Raw genomic sequence first — 17,118 nt, forward strand, 5'->3', positions numbered from 1 at the left:
CCTTTCTCGCGGTGCCGTGTCCCGCAGGGGTTACCCCAGGACCAGCGTTAAGCCCAATTTGCCAGATTTCACCATCGATACAACGCCTGGACCTTTCCATTTCCTTAATTCTGACAAATTTCTTCGCTGCGGTGCAAAGGGTCGTTTCCAAAATCGAAACAGTCTTTGAGCTTGGCGGGTGAGGTGCGGAGTCAGGAAACACACAGGGGCTGCACTACAGCCAGTCACGCAGAATCGGTATCAGTGGCAGGTCTGCCGCTGGCATGGGGTAGTCCCGCAAATTTGCCGCGCGCACCCATTTCAGTGCCTGCCCTTCGCGCGATTGCACCTGCCCGTCCCATTTGCGGCACGCAAATAGCGGCATCAGCAGATGAAAATCATCATAGGCATGGCTGGCAAATGTCAGCGGCGCAAGGCAACTGGACCATGTGTCTATGCCCAGTTCCTCATGCAGTTCGCGTATCAGCGCCGCTTCGGGGGTTTCGCCCGCTTCCACCTTGCCGCCCGGAAATTCCCACAAGCCCGCCATGGACTTGCCTTCGGGACGCTGTGCCAGAAGCACACGCCCGTCAGCGTCTATCAGCGCGACCGCAGAAACCAGAACCAGCTTCACGAACGGTAATCCGTGTTGATGTCGATATAGCGGTGCGTCAGATCGCAGGTCCAGACGGTTGCCGCGCCAATACCAAGGCGCAGATCCACCCCGATAACAAGTTCCTGCTGGCGCATGTATTCCGCGCCGACCTGTTCGGCATAACTGGGCGCGACCTGCCCTTGAAACGCGACCAGATGCGGCCCGAAGCGGATGGACAGGCGGTCGCGGTCAGCCTCGGCCCCTGATTTTCCGACGGCCATGACAATCCGGCCCCAATTCGGGTCTTCGCCTGCGATTGCGGTTTTGACCAGCGGCGAATTCGCGATCGCCATCGCAACCTTGCGCGCGTCCGCATCAGACTTTGCGCCGGACACAGACACTTCAACGAACTTGGTGGCCCCTTCGCCGTCGCGCACAACCTGATGCGCCAGATCCAGCATGACCTTGCCCAAAGCATCTGAAAACGCGCGCGCGCTATCGCTGGTGGCATCCTCGATCACGGGCATATCGGCCTGACCTGTGGCCCCAAGCAGCACCATATCCGATGTTGATGTGTCGCTGTCCACTGTGATGCAGTTGAAACTGCGGTCGGTTTGTTGCGACAGAATGGACTGCAGGGCAGGGCGGGTGATCTTCGCATCAGTGAAAATATAGACCAGCATCGTCGCCATATCGGGCGCAACCATGCCGGACCCTTTGGCGATACCGGAAATGGTGACAGACTCGCCCGCAATCTCGAACGTGGCGCTGGACCCTTTGGGGAAGGTGTCGGTCGTCATGATGGCGCGTGCCGCGTCATGCAAGGCCGCGCTGGACAATCCGACCGTCAGTTCGTCCAGCACCGTGATGATACGGTCATGGGGCAGCGGCTCGCCGATCACGCCGGTCGAGGATGTGAAAACACGGGTGGCAGGCAGGCCCAGCTTTTGCGAGACGGCCGCGCTGATTGCGTTGACCGAGGCCACGCCGGCTGCGCCGGTGAACGCGTTTGCATTGCCGGAATTGACAAGGATCGCTGCGCCTTCGGTGCCGTCGCCTGCGATCTTGGCCTGCGCGTCCAGCACGGATGCCGAACGCGTGGCAGAACGGGTGAATGTGCCTGCGACAACCGAACCGGGGTCCAGAACCGCCAGCATGACATCAGTGCGTCCCGAATAGCGCACGCCGGCCGCTGTCGTGGACAGACGCACGCCCTTGATCGCGGGCAGGTCGGGGAAGTCCACAGGCGCCAGTGGCGACACCATAACCCCGCCCTTAGGGAAGGAGGGCGCCGCCGTTTTCAGCTGTGCCTTCAATGACTTGATCTTCTTCTTCAGTTTTTTCTTCGCGCCCATCGGATGCCCCCAAAAGAAAGGCCGACCCGCAAGCGGGTCGGCGCTGCGCGGCCAGATTACACCTAGTCCGCTTAGTCGTCCAGAAGCTCTGAACGGGTCAGCACATCAGGTGTCAGGTCTTCATAGGCGCGTTCAATCGTTGCGGAACCCGTCGCGCGGTCCAGTTCTTCTTGTGCGGCTTCGCGCTGGATGTTCTGGACCAGCGCTTCGCGCACTTCTTCCAGTTCCGGTGCCTGTGACATGCGCATGTCATTCAGCAGGACCAGATGCCAGCCGAACTGGGTTTCCAGCGGTCCCATATACTCGCCGACTTCCAGCGCCTCGACGGCTTCCTCGAATTCGGGAATCATTGCACCCGGACCAAACCAGCCAAGCGACCCGCCATTCGCGGCCGCCCCGTCAAAGGAATGCTCGCGCGCCAGTTCGGCGAAATCCGCCCCTTCATCAAGCTGCGCGCGCAGGGCTGCGGCTTCTTCCTCTGTTTCGACGATAATATGCGATGCGTTATATTCGGGTGTGGGTTCCTGACCGTCAAATTCGGTCACAAACGCGCCATATGCCTGTTCGATCGCGTCATCCGTCACGGCGCTTTCCGCAATCCGCGACAGCGCAGCATTGGCAACAAAGGCACGCTGTTCGTTTTCCAGCGTGATCTGTTCGCGCGCGCTCAGGGTGCCATCGGCCATTTGCATAATGGCGGTTTGCTCGATCAGTTGCTCGACCAGCGGTTCAAACAACGCATCTGCGGGCAGTTCGCGGAATTGTTCGGGCAGGGCATCGCGGGCGGCCAGAAGGTGCCCCAGCGTGATATTGGTGCCGTTCACGGTTGCCAGAACGGTGTCGCGCGTCACGTCGTCTTGTGCGATGGCGGGGGCGGAAAACGCCAGCCCTGCCGCAAGAACAACACTCATTCGTGTAAATCTGCCCATATTCTTGTTCCTTTCCCTGTGCGACAGGCGCACATCGTTGACACTTTTGGGGGCGACCATTACATCGCAGACTGGTTCTGCATTGCTAGGGGGCCGCGCGGTTCATCTGCCCTTCTATGGAAGCCAGCGCGTTCCGACAACCCCGGCAGCATTAGTGCAACATGACGATTTCTTTAGCGGCCGTCAAAATACGCCGCATCAGATGCAACGAGGCGGAGATAGAATGCTGGGTTTGGGCGCGATTTCAAAGAAAGTTTTCGGCACGGCGAATGACCGCAAGGTCAAGGCAGTCCGCCCGATCGTTGCAAAAATCAACGCATTGGAGCCGGAGTTTCAGGCCCTGTCCGATGAGGGGTTGGTTGCCAAGACCGAAGAATTGAAAACCCGCGTTGCGAATGGCGAAACGCTGGATGCGGTTTTGCCCGAAGCCTTCGCCAATTGCCGCGAAGGGGCGCGGCGCGCGCTGGGATTGCGGGCGTTTGACGTGCAGCTGATTGGCGGCATGTTCCTGCATCAGGGCAATATTGCCGAAATGAAAACCGGCGAGGGCAAGACCCTTGTGGCCACATTTCCGGCATATCTGAACGCGCTGACCGGCAAGGGCGTGCATGTCGTCACTGTCAACGACTATCTGGCACGGCGCGATTCCGAATGGATGGGCAAGGTTTTTGCCAAGCTGGGCATGCGTTGCGGGGTCGTGTATTCGCAACAACCCGACGCCGAGAAGAAGGACGCCTATGCCGCCGATGTGACCTATGCCACCAATAACGAGCTGGGATTTGACTATCTGCGCGACAATATGCGTATGCGTCTGGATGACATGAACCAGCGCGACCATTTCTTCGCCATCGTAGACGAGGTGGACAGTATCCTGATTGACGAGGCCCGCACGCCGCTTATCATTTCCGGCCCTGCCGAGGACAAAAGCGATCTGTATGTCAAAGTCGATGCCCTGATCCCGCATCTGCAAGAACAGCATTTCACCATTGACGAGAAAATTCGCAACGCCACCCTGACCGAAGACGGAAACGAATTCATCGAGGAGAAGCTGCGCGAAGCGGGCCTGCTGACAGAAGAGCAGTCGCTGTATGACCCGGAATCCACGTCGCTTGTGCATCATGTCAATCAGGGTCTGCGTGCGCACAAACTGTTCCACAAGGACCAGAACTATATTGTCCGTGACGGGCAGGTTGTGTTGATCGACGAATTTACCGGCCGCATGATGGCGGGCCGCCGCCTGTCCGAAGGGCTGCATCAGGCCATCGAGGCGAAAGAAGGTGTCGGAATCCAGCCGGAAAACGTGACCTATGCGTCGGTCACCTTCCAGAACTATTTCCGCATGTATAAGAAACTTGCGGGCATGACGGGCACGGCCTCCACCGAAGCGTCGGAATTTCAGGAAATCTATAACCTTGGGGTGGTCGAAATTCCGACAAACCTGCCGATCTCGCGTCTTGATGAACATGATCAGGTGTACCGCACATCGCAGGAAAAACTTGATGGTGTGCTGTCGGAAATTCGCACTGCGCATGAACAGGGCCAGCCCATTCTGGTGGGCACCACATCCATCGAGAAGTCTGAAGAACTGTCCGCACTGCTGACGAAGGCTGAAATCAAGCATAACGTCCTGAATGCGCGCCAGCACGAACAGGAAGCGCAGATCGTCGCAGATGCGGGCCGTCTGGGTGCGGTGACAATCGCCACCAACATGGCTGGGCGCGGCACCGATATTCAGTTGGGCGGCAATGTCGACATGCAGGTCATGCAGGCACTTGACGCCAACCCCGACACCGACCCCGCCGAGTTGCGCGCCCGTATCGAGGCCGAGGTCGCAGAAGAAAAGGCAAAGGTCATCAAGGCAGGCGGGTTGTTCGTTCTGGCAACAGAACGCCACGAAAGCCGCCGCATCGACAACCAGCTGCGCGGCCGTTCGGGGCGGCAGGGGGATCCGGGGCGTTCGGTCTTCTTCCTGTCGCTGGAAGATGACCTTATGCGCATTTTCGGGTCTGAACGGCTGGAAAAAGTGCTGTCCACCCTTGGCATGAAAGAAGGCGAGGCGATTGTTCACCCATGGGTCAACAAATCGCTGGAAAAGGCACAGGCCAAGGTCGAGGCCCGCAATTTCGACATTCGCAAGGAATTGTTGAAATACGACAACGTGATGAACGAACAGCGCCGTGTTGTGTTTGAACAGCGCCGCGACATCATGGAAGCCGATGATCTGTCCGAAATCATCGAAGATATGCGCCATCAGGTGGTCGATGATCTGGTCGATACGCATATGCCGCAAAATTCCTATGCCGAACAATGGGACATGGACGGGCTGCACATTGCCGCGCGCGACAAGCTGGGTCTGGACCTGCCCGTTCAGGACTGGGGCGAAGAAGATGGCGTGGATCAGGACGTGGTGCGCGACCGGCTGTGCGAAGCGTCTGATGCGCTGATGGCGCAGAAACAGGACCAGTTCGGGTCCGACACGTTGCGCAATCTGGAAAAACAGATCCTGCTGGAAACCATCGACCGCAAGTGGCGCGAACATTTGCTGACGCTGGACCATCTGCGGTCTGCGGTGCGGTTCCGTGGCTATGCCCAGAAAGATCCGCTAAACGAATACAAGGCCGAAGGGTTCTTGCTGTTTGAGGCGATGCTCAATTCATTGCGCGAAGATGTGTCGGCCTATCTGGCGCGCATCCGACCGCTGTCGGAGGAAGAACAGAAATCCATGCTGCAACGCATGGCCTTGCATCAGCATAATGCACAGATCGCCGCCGAAAACGCGGGCGAGGCGCCCGAACCCCTTGTCGAAGGGTTTGACGAAACCGACCCCGCAACATGGGGCAATCCCGGCCGGAATGACCTGTGCCCCTGCGGGTCCGGCAAGAAATTCAAGCATTGCCACGGGCGGCTGGCGTAACGCGCGCATAGGGCACAGCCCGCGCAACGCGACCCGTCAAAATGGCCAGACCCGGCCCGACCAGCCCCGTCAACACGGGGCTGTTTGCGTCCAGCCCGCCTGTGTAAGTGCCGAAGGCGGGCAAGATCAGATGATCCTTGCCCACCAGAAATGCCGCATGCCCGCGTCCGGCCAATCTGAATTTCGGGTGGAAATGGCCTGATATATCGGGTGGCGAGTCTGGCGCCGCCTGATGGCGCAGGGTTATTCCCGCAAGCGTCAGTTCCGGCGCACCATGGGCGGGGTCATGGTTGCCGCTGACGGATGCCAGTTGCGTCATGCCCTGCAATCGCTGCCATTGTGGCCCCGCCGTCACGTCCCCTGCCGCATCATCATCGTCGAATGTATCGCCCAGCAGGATGGTTTGCGCGGCCCCTGTAGCGGCCACGTCCTGCGTCAGGCGGTGAAGCGTGTCCTGCGCGTCAAACGGGGGCAGAAGGCCGCCGCCGCGCCGTGCCATACGGGCCGATTTACCCAGATGCAGGTCAGCCACGACCAATGCGTTTTGCGCGGGCCACCATAGCGCACCTGTCGGGCGGGCGGTGAAACGCGCCCCCGCGAATGTGAAGTCATACCCCTTCATGCCAGCCCCGCATCTGCCAGCATGCGCGCGGCTTCTTCGTCCAGCAGGCGTTCATGCCCCAGCCCGCGAATGGGCACGCGCCCTGCTTCCAGCATCAGGGGCGCGGCAAGGGGCGTCACGCGCGCGCAGCTGGTATGCACAATCCGCGGGCGGTCCCGCAGCATTTGTTCGATGCGTCCGAAATCCACCAGACCATGCGCCGCTTGGTCGCGGGTTATGCGCAACAGCAGGTGGTCGGGGTCGTATTTGCGCAAGGTGTCATACAGGATATCGCTGGAAAACGTGGCCTGTTTGCCGGTTTTTCGTTTGCCGGGCAAGTTGCGCTGGATCAGCCCCGCAATCGCGGCCACGGCGCGGAAACTGCGTTTCATCACCGCATTTTCGGCCAGCCAGTCGGCCAGACCGTCCCGCAAGCCGTGCGGGTCCAGCAAGGGGGCGGGGTCTGTTACCGGATCCAGTGACCAGATGAGAACCGCGTAATCGGTGGCGACAAATCCCAAGGGGCCAAGGCCCGCCCCCTCCATCCGGCGGGTCAACAACAGGCCCAGCGTCTGATGCGCATTATAGCCCGCAAAGCCATATAGGCAGAAATAGGCCCGCCCCCCGCGCATAAAGGTTTCGCAGGTCAGGGTTCCGGGTTGGGGCAGGTGCGATATATCCGCCTGAAGCTGCAACCATTGCGCGGTTGCCGCCGGCAAGGCCACCCATTGCGCGGGGTTCCCGATCAGGGCCAGCACCTGGTCGCTAAGCAGGGTGGATGTCGACATTTTCAACCCGCCGAATACGGCAATCTTGGGCTGGCGGGCCGGTTGCGGGGTCACCTCGACCACCATATCGCGCAGCATGTCATAGCGCACGGTTTGCCCGCCAATCAGGAATGTGTCGCCGGGCGTCAGGGTGGCGGCAAATCCTTCATCCACCTCGCCCAATGGCATGCCGCCACGCCCCTTGCGGCGCACCTTCAGCGTTTCGGAGGCGGTGATCGTGCCGATATTCATGCGAATATCTCGCGCGGTGCGCGGGTCGCGCAACTGCCACAGCCCGTCACGCAGAACCAGCCTTTGCCAGCGGTCATAGGCGCGCAGGGCATAACCGCCAGTGGCGCAGAATTCCAAACAAGCCTCGAACTCAGCGCGCGTGACATTCGCATAGGGACCGGCGCGCGTGATTTCGCCAAACAGCGCATCCGCACAGAACGGCCCTGCACAGGCGATCAGCAGAATATGCTGGCACAGCACATCAAGGCCGCCTGCGGGGCGCGCGTCACCATCCAGCTTGCCATCCTGCACCGCTTGCAGGGCGGCCACGCATTCCAGCACCTCAAACCTGTTGGTGGGCACGATCCGCGCGCGCGACGGGGTGTTATACTGGTGGTTTGCCCGCCCGATACGCTGGACCAGCCGTTTGACATTCTTGGGCGCGCCCACCTGTAGCACCAGATCCACATCGCCCCAGTCAATGCCCAGATCCAGACTGCCGGTGCAAACCATGGCGCGCAACTGCCCTGCGGCCATTGCCGCTTCGGCGCGGGTGCGTACATCGCGCGACAGGCTGGAATGGTGCAACCCTATGGGCAGGTTCCGGTCATTCACGTCCCACAGCGCCTGATAGAATAGTTCCGCCTGCGCGCGGGTGTTGATGAATACCAGCGTCATGCGCGCGCCCTCGATTGCGCGCATGACGTCGCGCGCGGCGTATTGCCCGCCTGCCCCCGACCATGGCGGGGGCGCCGTGACCGGCAGCATGGCAATGTCGGGTGCGGGGCCGGGGTCCGCGTGCAACACCTGCGCGCCCCCAATGAACGTGGCCAAAGCGGGCGGGTTTTCAACAGTGGCCGACAGGCCCGTGACCGTCAGCGCGGGCGCAAGGCTGCGCAATCGCGACAGGCCCAGCATAAGCTGGTCACCGCGTTTGGACTCGGCCAGTGCGTGGATTTCGTCAATGACCACGCGGCGCAGCGTGCCGAAAATGCGCGGCGCTTCCGGGTAGGACAGCATCAGCGCCAGTGATTCCGGCGTGGTCAGCAAAATATGGGGCGGGTCCAAGCGCTGGCGCGCGCGGGTGGTGGCGGTTGTGTCGCCGGTGCGGTCCTCAATGCGGATATCCAGCCCAAGCCCCGCCACGGGCCGCGCCAGATTGCGCGCAATATCATGGGTCAGCGCCTTCAGGGGCGACACATACAGCGTGTGCAACCCTGCAAAGGGCTGTTGCAGATCGCATAGCGTGCGCAAGAACCCCGCCAATGTCTTGCCCCCGCCCGTGGGTGCAATCAGCAATGTGTCGCAATCCGCGCCCGCCAGCGCGATCTGGTGGGGGTGGGGCTGCCAGCCTTGCGCGGCGAACCAGTCAAGAACAGGGGGCGGCAATGTCATTTCGGCAGAAATTCCTGCAGGGTTTCAAGCGTGTCCGCCTGTGCGGCAGGTTTGTCATCGCGAATGCGGCTGATCCTTGGAAAGCGCATTGCCACACCGGATTTGTGACGCGGTGACCGGTTCAACCCCTCAAAGGCAACCTCGACCACCTTCAGCGGTTTGACCGCGCGCACAGGGCCGAAACGGTCGGTTGTATTGTCGCGCACAAAATGGTCCAGCGCCTTCAGTTCCGCATCGGTGAACCCGAAATACGCCTTGCCGACTGGAACCAGCACACCCCCGTCCCACACCCCGAAGGTGAAATCCGAATAATAGCCGGACCGCTTGCCATGCCCGCGTTGGGCATACAGCAGAACAGCGTCAATCACGAACGGGTCGCGTTTCCATTTGAACCAGTTTCCCTTCGCGCGCCCCGCAACATATGGGCTGTCGCGGCGCTTTATCATTACCCCTTCGATCACGGCATCGGGCGGGTTTGCGCGCAGGGCGGCCAGATCGTCCCATGTCGTGAAATCCAGCCTTGGCGACAGGTCAATCTGTGCGGGCAACGCAGGGGTGGCCGCGTCCAGCACGGCGCGGCGCGCGTCATAGGGCTGGTTGCGCATGTCCTGCCCCTGCCAGACCAGCACATCATAGACGCGCAAACCGGCAGGGTGGCTGCGCAGCATGGCGGCGCTGACGGTCTTGCGGTTCAGGCGTTGTTGCAAGTCCCCGAAGGGCGCAACCGTATTCCCCCGCCGCACCAGCAATTCCCCGTCCAGCACCCCGTCAAAATCCAGTAGGGCCAGCACATCGGGAAAGGCGTTCGATATATCCTCGCCGGTGCGGGAATACAGGCGCTGCGTGCCACGGTCGCTGACAGCCTGCACACGAATGCCGTCCCATTTCCATTCCGCTGCAAAATCCGCAGGGGGCTGACCCGCCATCGCGTCCGCATCCCACGCAGTGGACAGCATGACGGGGCGAAAGGGCGCGTAGGCGGCAGTTTCAGGCTTCGTACCGCCCTGCGCCCAAGCGAACAACTCCAGATAGGGGGGCGTCAGGCCGTGCCATATCTCCTCAACCTCGGGCAGGGGCAGGGCGGCCCATTTGGCAAAGGCCGTGCGGGCCAGCCGCGCCGACACCCCCACCCGCAAGCCCCCTGTTGCCAGTTTCAGGCAGGCATAGCGTTGTGACGGGCCAAGACTGTCCAGCAGCGCCACAATCACACCCTCAAGCTGCGCTTTGGGCGTGTCGCGCAACTGCGCAACCACATCGGCCAGCGCGGGGTTCTTCTGCCCGTCCACTGGCCAGATCAGCGCAATGGTTTCCGCCAGATCGCCCACAAAATCATAGCTATGGGCGAATAATTCGGCATCAACCCTGCCCGCCACCAACCCGCGCAACAATGACGGGCGCACCTGCCGCAAATCCAGATCACCCGTCAGCGCCGCCAGCGCAAGCCCGCGGTCCGGGTCGGGCTGGGTGGCGAACCAGTCGGCCAGCACCCGTTCCTTGCCCGACCGCTGCGGGGTGAAGGCCAGCTGTTCCAGCAGCCGCGCGAATGCCGCAAGCCCGCCTGTCATTCCGCCTCGTCCTCATAGCCGATCAGGCGCAGGGGGTGGGCCGCGCGCCCGTTCAGGCTGCACCAGCGCATGACGGCATCTTCGCGCCCATGGGTGACCCAGACCTGCGCGGGGTCCAGTTCGGTGATGGTGCGCGTCAGGTCGGGCCAGTCCACATGGTCGGAAATGACAAGCGGCAGTTCAACACCGCGCTGGCGCGCACGCGCGCGCACCTGCATCCAGCCTGATGCAAAGCAGATCACCGGATCGGGAAAACGCTGCGCCCATGTGGCTGCAAATGCTGATGGTGGCGCAAGCACGATTGCGCCCGCAAAATCCGGCTTGCGCCCGCGTTCAAGGGTGGCAGGGCGTAGATCGCCCAGCGCGATACCTTGGGAAATGTGATACTCGCACAGCTTTTGCAACGCGCCATGAATATGGATTGGCCCGTCATAGCCTGCCTGCCGCAACAGCATGATGACGCGTTGCGCCTTGCCCAGTGCATAGGCCCCGACCAGATGCGCGCGGTCGGGCTGCGCGCGCACAGATGCCAGCAGTTTGGCGATTTCGTCCAGTGGGTCGGGGTGGCGAAAGACCGGCAGGCCGAATGTGGCCTCGGTCACGAAAATATCGCAGGGAACGGGTTCAAACGGTGCACAGGCCGCGTTTGGCACGCGACTGTAATCGCCCGACACCACAACGCGCCCCTGCACGCCCGTCACCGCAATTTGCGCCGAACCCAGCACATGACCGGCGGGGTGAAAACTGACCGTCACATCGCCAATACGCACTGGCCCGTCATAGGTCTGGCGGTTTTCGGTGAAGCCCGCGCCATAGCGCAGCGCCATGATGTCCAGTGTTTGCGCAGTGGCCATAACCGCCCCATGCCCCGCGCGGGCGTGGTCGGCATGGCCGTGGGTGACAAGCGCACGCGCCACAGGGCGGACAGGGTCAATGAAGAACCCGCCCGCCGGACAGAATAACCCTTCAGGTCTGGGGACCAGAATAGGGTCCATTCATTCCCCCGCATTGCATGACAGGGACCGCCCCTGCCACATGTTCCAAAGTGTGGCAGGGATGCGGGAAATCAAGCCGTGATCACGCGTCCTGTATGACCTTGGCGGCATCGCGCGCCAGCGCTTCGCGCGTGGCATTGCGCCGATACCACAGCATGACCGCCGTTGATGTCAGGACAATGAACAGCGAATACAGCACCGGAATAAGCAACACTGCCTGCTGTTGTGCCGCCGAGAAACTTAGCGTGATGACCAGCACCGCCAGCGGGCCGTTCTGGATGCCGGTTTCCAGACTAATGGTGCGCGCGCGGTTGGTGTCCTGCCCCAAACCCCGCGCCACCCAATAGCCGAACAACATGCCAATCAGGCCAATGCCGATGGTGGCCGCATAAATCGGCGCGGGCGTGTCCAGCAGCAACTGGTAATTGCGCGGCACCCAACTGATGATCAGGAACAGGATCACCACCACCCCCATGAACGACCCGATCAGTTCCACTGTTGCGCCCACATTGGGGTTCAACCGCCGCAGGACCATACCCAGCATTGTGGGAACCAGCAGCACGGCCAGAATTTGTGCCACATTGCCCGGCGGGATGACATAATCCGCCCCCACACCCGCGAGCCCGCCGTAAAAGGACAGCAGCAGCGGCACCATGACCACAGCCGCCATCGTGGACACGGTGGTCATCATGATCGACAGTGCCAGCACGCCCTTGCTGAAATAGGCAAAGATGTTGGATGTGGTGCCACCGGGCATACAGGCAATCAGCAACAACCCCACGACCAGCGCAGGCGGCAGGCCCAACAGCACCGCCAGCAAAAACCCCAGAAAGGGCATGACCGCGAACTGACTCAGCAGCCCGACCAGAATCCCCTTGGGTTTGCGAAAGGCGATCAGGAAGTCGCGCGGTGTCATGCTGGCCCCCATGCCCAGCATGATCACCATCATCATGATTCCCAGTAACGTAGTTTCCAGTTCTGTCAGCATGGTGTCAGACCTTTCCAGCGAATTCGGCGCGCACTTCTGCCTTCAAGTCCTTGCGCAGGATTTTCCCGATCGGGGATTTGGGCAGTTCATCGCGGATAATAACGCTTTTGGGCACCTTGTAGGCCGCTAGATACTTGCGGCAATGCGCGATCACGTCCTGCTTGCTCAGGTCATCCGGCTGGTCAGGGTTGCGCACGACATAGGCGCGCACGGCCTCGCCCGAATTCGGGTCGGGCACGCCGACAACCGCTGCTTCCAGAACTGTGGGCAATTTGGCCAGACAATCCTCAACCTCATTTGGGTAGACATTGAAGCCCGAGACAAGAACCATGTCCTTCTTGCGATCCACGATGCGCAAATAGCCGTCTTCGTCCATCGTTGCCACATCGCCGGTGAACAGCCAGCCGTTCTGAACGGTTTTGGCGGTGTCTTCAGGGCGGTTCCAGTAGCCCAGCATGACCTGCGGCCCCTTGACCAGCAATTCGCCGGGTTGTCCGTCATCGACAGGGTCCGCATTGTCATCGACCAGCGCGATATCCGTTCCCGGAACCGGCACCCCGATGGAACCTGCCCGCATGGGTTGTTCCAGCGGGTTGAATGTCACCAACGGCGAGGATTCGGTCAGGCCGTATCCTTCGGCCACGCGGGTGCCGGTTATGTTTTGCCAACGCTCGGCCACGGCGCTATGCAAGGCGGTGCCGCCTGCAATCGCCGCCGTCAGGGTTTTGGGTGGATAGGCTGCAAACCATTCTTCATTCATCAGCCCGTTGAACAGCGTATTCACGCCGGTAATCCATGTTACGGGATAGTTTTCCAGCGCCCGCTGGATATTCTGGACAGGGCGGGGGGACGGCACCAGAATATTGCGCGCGCCGATCGCAAAGAACTTCATCAGATTGGCGGTAAACGCGAAGATATGATAGACAGGCAGCGCCGTCAGAACACAATCATCGCCGGTCATATGGTGCGACCCCATGGCGCGCACCTGTTCCAGATTGGCCAGAATGTTGCCATGGCTTAGCATCGCGCCCTTGGCGACGCCTGTTGTACCGCCGGTATATTGCAACAGCGCCAGATCATTGGGTTTCAACTGGTCCCAATCCGTCACCTTGGGGTGCGCGCGTCCCTTGCGCAGGGCATCGCGGATGCGCAACACCGGCACCGCCAGTTCAGGCACGGCGGGCAGGCTGCGTGTCCAGACCTTCTGGACGCTACGGATAATGAATTCCGGCACACGCGGAAAAAATTCGGGCACACCGGCCAGAACCACATGCCGAATGCCGGTCTGTGGGACAACCTCGGCCAGCTTGTCGGCGAACATGTCGCTGATAACCAACACCTCTACACCGGCATCATTGAACTGATGCGTCATTTCAGATGCGGTATATAGCGGGTTGGTGTTGACCAGAACGCAGCCCGCCTTGAACGCGCCAAAGGCCGCCACCGGATAGGCCAGCCCGTTAGGCAGTTGCACCGCCACCCTTGCCCCCGGTTTCAGCCCGCATTCATGGCGCAGGAAGCTGGCGAATTCGTCCGACAGCTTGCCAACCTGCGCATAGGTGTGGGTGCCACTCATGCCGTTTGGCACCACACAGGTAAAGGCTTTCTTGCTGGCGAATTTTGTGCAGGCATCCTGCACCAGTTCGGCCAGACTGGCATAGGGTGACTGGGCAAGCGTGGGTGATATGTCATCGCCATAGGCTGCCAACCACGGACGGTCAGGTGCGGTCGTGTTCAAGGTATCCTCCCTCGTCCGTGTTTATGGTACAGACGCTGGCGTCAGCATTCCCCAGTATAGCGATGCAAACAAGCCCTGACGTTCAGTCGACGCGGGGGCAAGTTGCAAAAAACCTTGCGTCACTTCGCGGAAAACCGGTTAACGGGCATGTTGCAGGGGCTACCACATGGTCGTGCGTGCCCGTTCCGGCCATTCGCGGTCATATGCGGGGCCGTCAATTTCACCACGCGCCAGTTCGGACAGAATGTCGCCCATGCTGGGCAGATCCTGTGACTGGTCACCATCCAGCCATAAGCGCGCGCGCATTATGGCCCGCGCGCATTGAAAGTAAATTTCACTTATTCGGAGTTCGATGACCGAACGGGGTTGCTTGCCTTGTCGTTCAAAACTGGCAAGCAAGGATGCATCGACGGTCAAATTCGCACGGCCATTCACGCGAATGACATTCTGCGCCCCAGCCACCACGAACATCAGGGATGCGCGGCCATCCGTGACGATATTGCGCAAACTGTCGATGCGATTGTTACCGTGCCAGTCCGGCAGCAGCAGGGTTTGTTCATTCTGAATGCGCACAACGGCGGCATCATCGCCGCGCGGGCTTGCATCGACCCCATCCGGCCCGACGGTGGACAGGATACAAAAGCGGGCGCGCATAATCCATGCGTGATAGGCAGGCGTGATCCTGTCCGCGACCTTCAGCAGGCTTGCGGGCGCGGGTGGCCCGTAATGGCGTTCCAGATCCTCGATTGACCGGATATAGTCCATATCCTACCCCTTTCCCTGTGTCTCGTCCATCAAGGCGTCAGATTGCTGTTCGATCACCGTTTCCATCTGCGCAAGGAAATCACGCGGGGGCAGCCCCGCTGGAATGGGGGGCAGAAATTCCACCACCGCCAGACCGGGTTTGCGAAACAGGCTGTGTTTGGGCCAGAACAGGCCCACATTGGTGGCAACCGGCACGCAATCCTGTTTCATCTGGTCATACAGGACCGCCGTGCCCACCTTGTAGGGCATTTTTGCGCCGGGCGCGACGCGGGTGCCCTGCGGATAGATGATAAGCTGCCCCGCTTCTTCCTGCCCTGCGGCGACGCGCTTCATCATGTCCTTGATCGCCGATCCGCGCTTGCCGCGATCCACAGGAACGCACCCTATGCGCATGGCATACCAGCCCAGCAAGGGGGCCCATTTCAACTGTTTCTTCATCACGAAACGCGGGCGCGGCAATGCGCCGAAAATCAGGATAATGTCAAAGAATGACTGATGCTTGGCCGCGACCAGAACCGCGCCATCGGGCACAGTGCCACGAATTTCGGAACGCAGTCCCGCGATCCATGCCGCAGACCAGCGCACATAATGGCAATAGGTGTGACATGCCCGCAGCGCCATGTCCCGCCGCACCAGCGCAAGGGGCGCAAACACAACCGCCAGCACCAGCATTGCAACATACATCTGCGCAATGAACACCACAGACCGGACCCACTGGACCGCATAGCGCATCAGGTAACTCCTTTTAGAACGCCAAGGGCCGTTGCCTTCGCGGAAGCCCATGCAAGCAGGGCGGTTATGACAGGCAGGGTGGCTGGCAACAACCAGCCCGCACCCTGAAAACCCATGCCTGACAAGGTATCGCTGCCGATCGCCGGATCAGGCAAAAACAGCATGGCCATGGCCCCCAACGCGCTGCCTGCGGCTGCGCCCAGTGTGGCGCGCAATGTCATGCGCCGGACAAATGCCTGCGCAATGAAACGGTCCTGCGCACCCACCAGCCGAAGCACGCGTATCACCTGCGCATTCGATGCCAGTGACGCGCTGGATGCCAGCATGACGATGACAGTCATCACCGACCCGATCAGCACCAGCGACAGGTTTGCCAACTGGCGCAACCGCGCCGCCCCGTCCGCCAGTGGCCTGCGCCAGCGTGTATGGTCGTCATAGACCGCGCCCGGCGCCTCGGCGGACAGGCGCAGGCGCAGGCCCTGCCGGTCCGGCCCGTCAGCGGTTTCGGTGACATCAATCAGGCGGGGCAGTGGCAGCGCATCCAGTGGCAGGTCGGGGCCAAGCCATGCTTCCAGCAGGCCCGCCTGTTCATCATCCGTCATTTCGCGCGCGTCGGCTATGCCGGGGGTGGTGCGCAGGATTTCCAGCACAATGGCGGTCTGTTCCATCATTTCTTCGGGCGGGGCAGAGATACGCACAGTCGCGGTTTGTGACAGTGCCGCCTGCCAGTTCTGCGCCAGCCGCGCCGCCGAGACGGACAAGGCCAGCGCAAAAACCGCCAGAAAAGCCATTGCCGCCGCACTTGAACTGACCAGCCAGACACCGCGCCCGCTGCGCGGCACCACAAGGCGTGAGATCTGTTGGCGGTTCATAGATCCGCACCCGCTGTCTGCACTTCGCCGCGCGCAATGCGCAAGACCCGCGCCGAAACCTGCGTTTTCACAAAGCGGATCAGGTTCATGTCATGGGTCGCAATCAGGACAGCCGTGCCCATGCGGTTCAACTCTATCATCAGGGACACCAGACGCTGGGACATGTCCCAATCCAGATTGCCCGTTGGTTCATCGGCCAGCAACACTTCGGGCGAGGCGATGATGGCGCGCGCAAGTGCTGTGCGCTGACGCTCGCCGCCTGACAAGGTTGGCGGCAGCGCGCGGGCCTGCCCCGCCAGCCCGACCCATGCCAGCAGGTCGGCAAGATTGTCATCGGAAACCGCGCGCCCTGTCACGCTTAGGGGCAGGGCAACATTCTGTGCCACGCTCAGATGATCCAGAAACTGGCAATCCTGATGCACAATACCAATACGCTGGCGCGTGCGTGCCAGATCGTCGCGCGACATGGCTGCCATATCCTGCCCCAGCAGGTTGATGCTGCCGGATGTTGGCTGCAATTCACCATAGCACAGCTTCAAAAAGGTGCTTTTGCCAGCCCCCGAGGGGCCGGTAAGGAAGTGGAAACTGCCTTTTTCCAGTGTCAGGGATGCGTTGCTGAACAATGCCCCGCCCCCATAATCATGGGCAACATTCTGAAATGCGATCATCGTTGCACCAACCTTGTTTTCCGTCCCGC

Annotated in this window: 14 protein-coding genes; 1 reads left to right on the plus strand and 13 read right to left on the minus strand. The window is 61.0% G+C overall.

Features of this window, described 5'->3' with window-relative positions; genetic code table 11:
* Positions 1-214: 214 nt before the first annotated feature.
* The 3 genes from ACTIE1_RS08195 to ACTIE1_RS08205 all read right to left on the minus strand — a co-directional run bounded on the left by ACTIE1_RS08195 (position 215) and on the right by ACTIE1_RS08205 (position 2,858).
* Positions 215-613 carry a (deoxy)nucleoside triphosphate pyrophosphohydrolase gene (locus ACTIE1_RS08195; protein ID WP_439562027.1) on the minus strand — a complete coding sequence of 133 codons (399 nt, stop codon included), beginning with the start codon at positions 611-613 and terminating at the stop codon, positions 215-217.
* A complete protein-coding gene (gene argJ, locus ACTIE1_RS08200; protein ID WP_439563332.1) occupies positions 610-1,839 on the minus strand; it encodes a bifunctional glutamate N-acetyltransferase/amino-acid acetyltransferase ArgJ in 1,230 nt (409 codons plus the stop codon). The genes ACTIE1_RS08195 and argJ overlap by 4 nt, the downstream gene beginning before the upstream one ends.
* Positions 1,840-2,000: 161 nt before the next feature.
* Entirely contained in the window at positions 2,001-2,858 is an 858-nt protein-coding gene (locus ACTIE1_RS08205; RefSeq protein WP_439562028.1) for a peptidylprolyl isomerase, read from the minus strand.
* Positions 2,859-3,081: 223 nt separating this feature from the next.
* Between ACTIE1_RS08205 and secA the strand changes: the two genes are divergently transcribed.
* Positions 3,082-5,772, plus strand: coding sequence for a preprotein translocase subunit SecA (gene secA / locus ACTIE1_RS08210; protein ID WP_439562029.1), 2,691 nt, complete (start codon positions 3,082-3,084; stop codon positions 5,770-5,772).
* Here the strand turns inward: secA and pdeM are convergent.
* The 10 genes from pdeM to ACTIE1_RS08260 all read right to left on the minus strand — a co-directional run bounded on the left by pdeM (position 5,744) and on the right by ACTIE1_RS08260 (position 17,089).
* A complete protein-coding gene (pdeM, locus tag ACTIE1_RS08215; RefSeq protein WP_439562030.1) occupies positions 5,744-6,394 on the minus strand; it encodes a ligase-associated DNA damage response endonuclease PdeM in 651 nt (216 codons plus the stop codon). The genes secA and pdeM overlap by 29 nt on opposite strands.
* Positions 6,391-8,766 (minus strand): ligase-associated DNA damage response DEXH box helicase, encoded by a 2,376-nt coding sequence (locus ACTIE1_RS08220; RefSeq protein ID WP_439562031.1) that lies wholly within the window; start codon positions 8,764-8,766, stop codon positions 6,391-6,393. The genes pdeM and ACTIE1_RS08220 overlap by 4 nt, the downstream gene beginning before the upstream one ends.
* The gene (locus tag ACTIE1_RS08225) at positions 8,763-10,331 is read right to left on the minus strand and encodes a cisplatin damage response ATP-dependent DNA ligase (RefSeq protein ID WP_439562032.1); all 1,569 of its coding nucleotides are present in this window, start codon (positions 10,329-10,331) and stop codon (positions 8,763-8,765) included. The genes ACTIE1_RS08220 and ACTIE1_RS08225 overlap by 4 nt, the downstream gene beginning before the upstream one ends.
* Entirely contained in the window at positions 10,328-11,326 is a 999-nt protein-coding gene (locus tag ACTIE1_RS08230; RefSeq protein WP_439562033.1) for a ligase-associated DNA damage response exonuclease, read from the minus strand. The genes ACTIE1_RS08225 and ACTIE1_RS08230 overlap by 4 nt, the downstream gene beginning before the upstream one ends.
* An 82-nt stretch (positions 11,327-11,408) precedes the next feature.
* A complete protein-coding gene (locus ACTIE1_RS08235) occupies positions 11,409-12,314 on the minus strand; it encodes a bile acid:sodium symporter family protein (RefSeq protein ID WP_439562034.1) in 906 nt (301 codons plus the stop codon).
* 4 nt (positions 12,315-12,318) lie between these two features.
* A complete protein-coding gene (locus ACTIE1_RS08240) occupies positions 12,319-14,052 on the minus strand; it encodes an AMP-binding protein (RefSeq protein WP_439562035.1) in 1,734 nt (577 codons plus the stop codon).
* Positions 14,053-14,211: 159 nt separating this feature from the next.
* Positions 14,212-14,817 carry a pyridoxamine 5'-phosphate oxidase family protein gene (locus tag ACTIE1_RS08245; protein ID WP_439562036.1) on the minus strand — a complete coding sequence of 202 codons (606 nt, stop codon included), beginning with the start codon at positions 14,815-14,817 and terminating at the stop codon, positions 14,212-14,214.
* 3 nt (positions 14,818-14,820) lie between these two features.
* Positions 14,821-15,549: a lysophospholipid acyltransferase family protein gene (locus ACTIE1_RS08250; RefSeq protein ID WP_439562037.1), complete on the minus strand. Its 729-nt coding sequence runs from the start codon at positions 15,547-15,549 to the stop codon at positions 14,821-14,823.
* Complete coding sequence (locus ACTIE1_RS08255) at positions 15,549-16,421, minus strand: cell division protein FtsX (protein WP_439562038.1); 873 nt, start codon at positions 16,419-16,421, stop codon at positions 15,549-15,551. Before ACTIE1_RS08255 ends, ACTIE1_RS08250 begins: the two co-directional genes overlap by 1 nt.
* On the minus strand, positions 16,418-17,089 hold the full coding sequence (locus tag ACTIE1_RS08260; RefSeq protein WP_439562039.1) for a cell division ATP-binding protein FtsE: 672 nt from the start codon (positions 17,087-17,089) through the stop codon (positions 16,418-16,420). The genes ACTIE1_RS08255 and ACTIE1_RS08260 overlap by 4 nt, the downstream gene beginning before the upstream one ends.
* Between the last annotated feature and the right edge of the window lie 29 nt (positions 17,090-17,118).

This window comes from Roseinatronobacter sp. (assembly GCF_051859525.1).
In the GTDB taxonomy this organism is placed as follows: Bacteria; Pseudomonadota; Alphaproteobacteria; order Rhodobacterales; family Rhodobacteraceae; genus Roseinatronobacter.

Bases quoted from the DNA above. Each gene is read 5' to 3' on its own strand.
- secA (WP_439562029.1), top strand. From the start codon at position 3,082: ATGCTGGGTTTGGGCGCGATTTCAAAGAAAGTTTTCGGCACGGCGAAT.
- ACTIE1_RS08250 (WP_439562037.1), bottom strand. From the start codon at position 15,549: ATGCGCTATGCGGTCCAGTGGGTCCGGTCTGTGGTGTTCATTGCGCAG.
- argJ (WP_439563332.1), bottom strand. From the start codon at position 1,839: ATGGTGTCGCCACTGGCGCCTGTGGACTTCCCCGACCTGCCCGCGATC.
- ACTIE1_RS08235 (WP_439562034.1), bottom strand. From the start codon at position 12,314: ATGCTGACAGAACTGGAAACTACGTTACTGGGAATCATGATGATGGTG.
- ACTIE1_RS08260 (WP_439562039.1), bottom strand. From the start codon at position 17,089: ATGATCGCATTTCAGAATGTTGCCCATGATTATGGGGGCGGGGCATTG.
- ACTIE1_RS08205 (WP_439562028.1), bottom strand. From the start codon at position 2,858: ATGGGCAGATTTACACGAATGAGTGTTGTTCTTGCGGCAGGGCTGGCG.
- ACTIE1_RS08230 (WP_439562033.1), bottom strand. From the start codon at position 11,326: ATGGACCCTATTCTGGTCCCCAGACCTGAAGGGTTATTCTGTCCGGCG.
- ACTIE1_RS08225 (WP_439562032.1), bottom strand. From the start codon at position 10,331: ATGACAGGCGGGCTTGCGGCATTCGCGCGGCTGCTGGAACAGCTGGCC.
- pdeM (WP_439562030.1), bottom strand. From the start codon at position 6,394: ATGAAGGGGTATGACTTCACATTCGCGGGGGCGCGTTTCACCGCCCGC.
- ACTIE1_RS08255 (WP_439562038.1), bottom strand. From the start codon at position 16,421: ATGAACCGCCAACAGATCTCACGCCTTGTGGTGCCGCGCAGCGGGCGC.
- ACTIE1_RS08220 (WP_439562031.1), bottom strand. From the start codon at position 8,766: ATGACATTGCCGCCCCCTGTTCTTGACTGGTTCGCCGCGCAAGGCTGG.
- ACTIE1_RS08245 (WP_439562036.1), bottom strand. From the start codon at position 14,817: ATGGACTATATCCGGTCAATCGAGGATCTGGAACGCCATTACGGGCCA.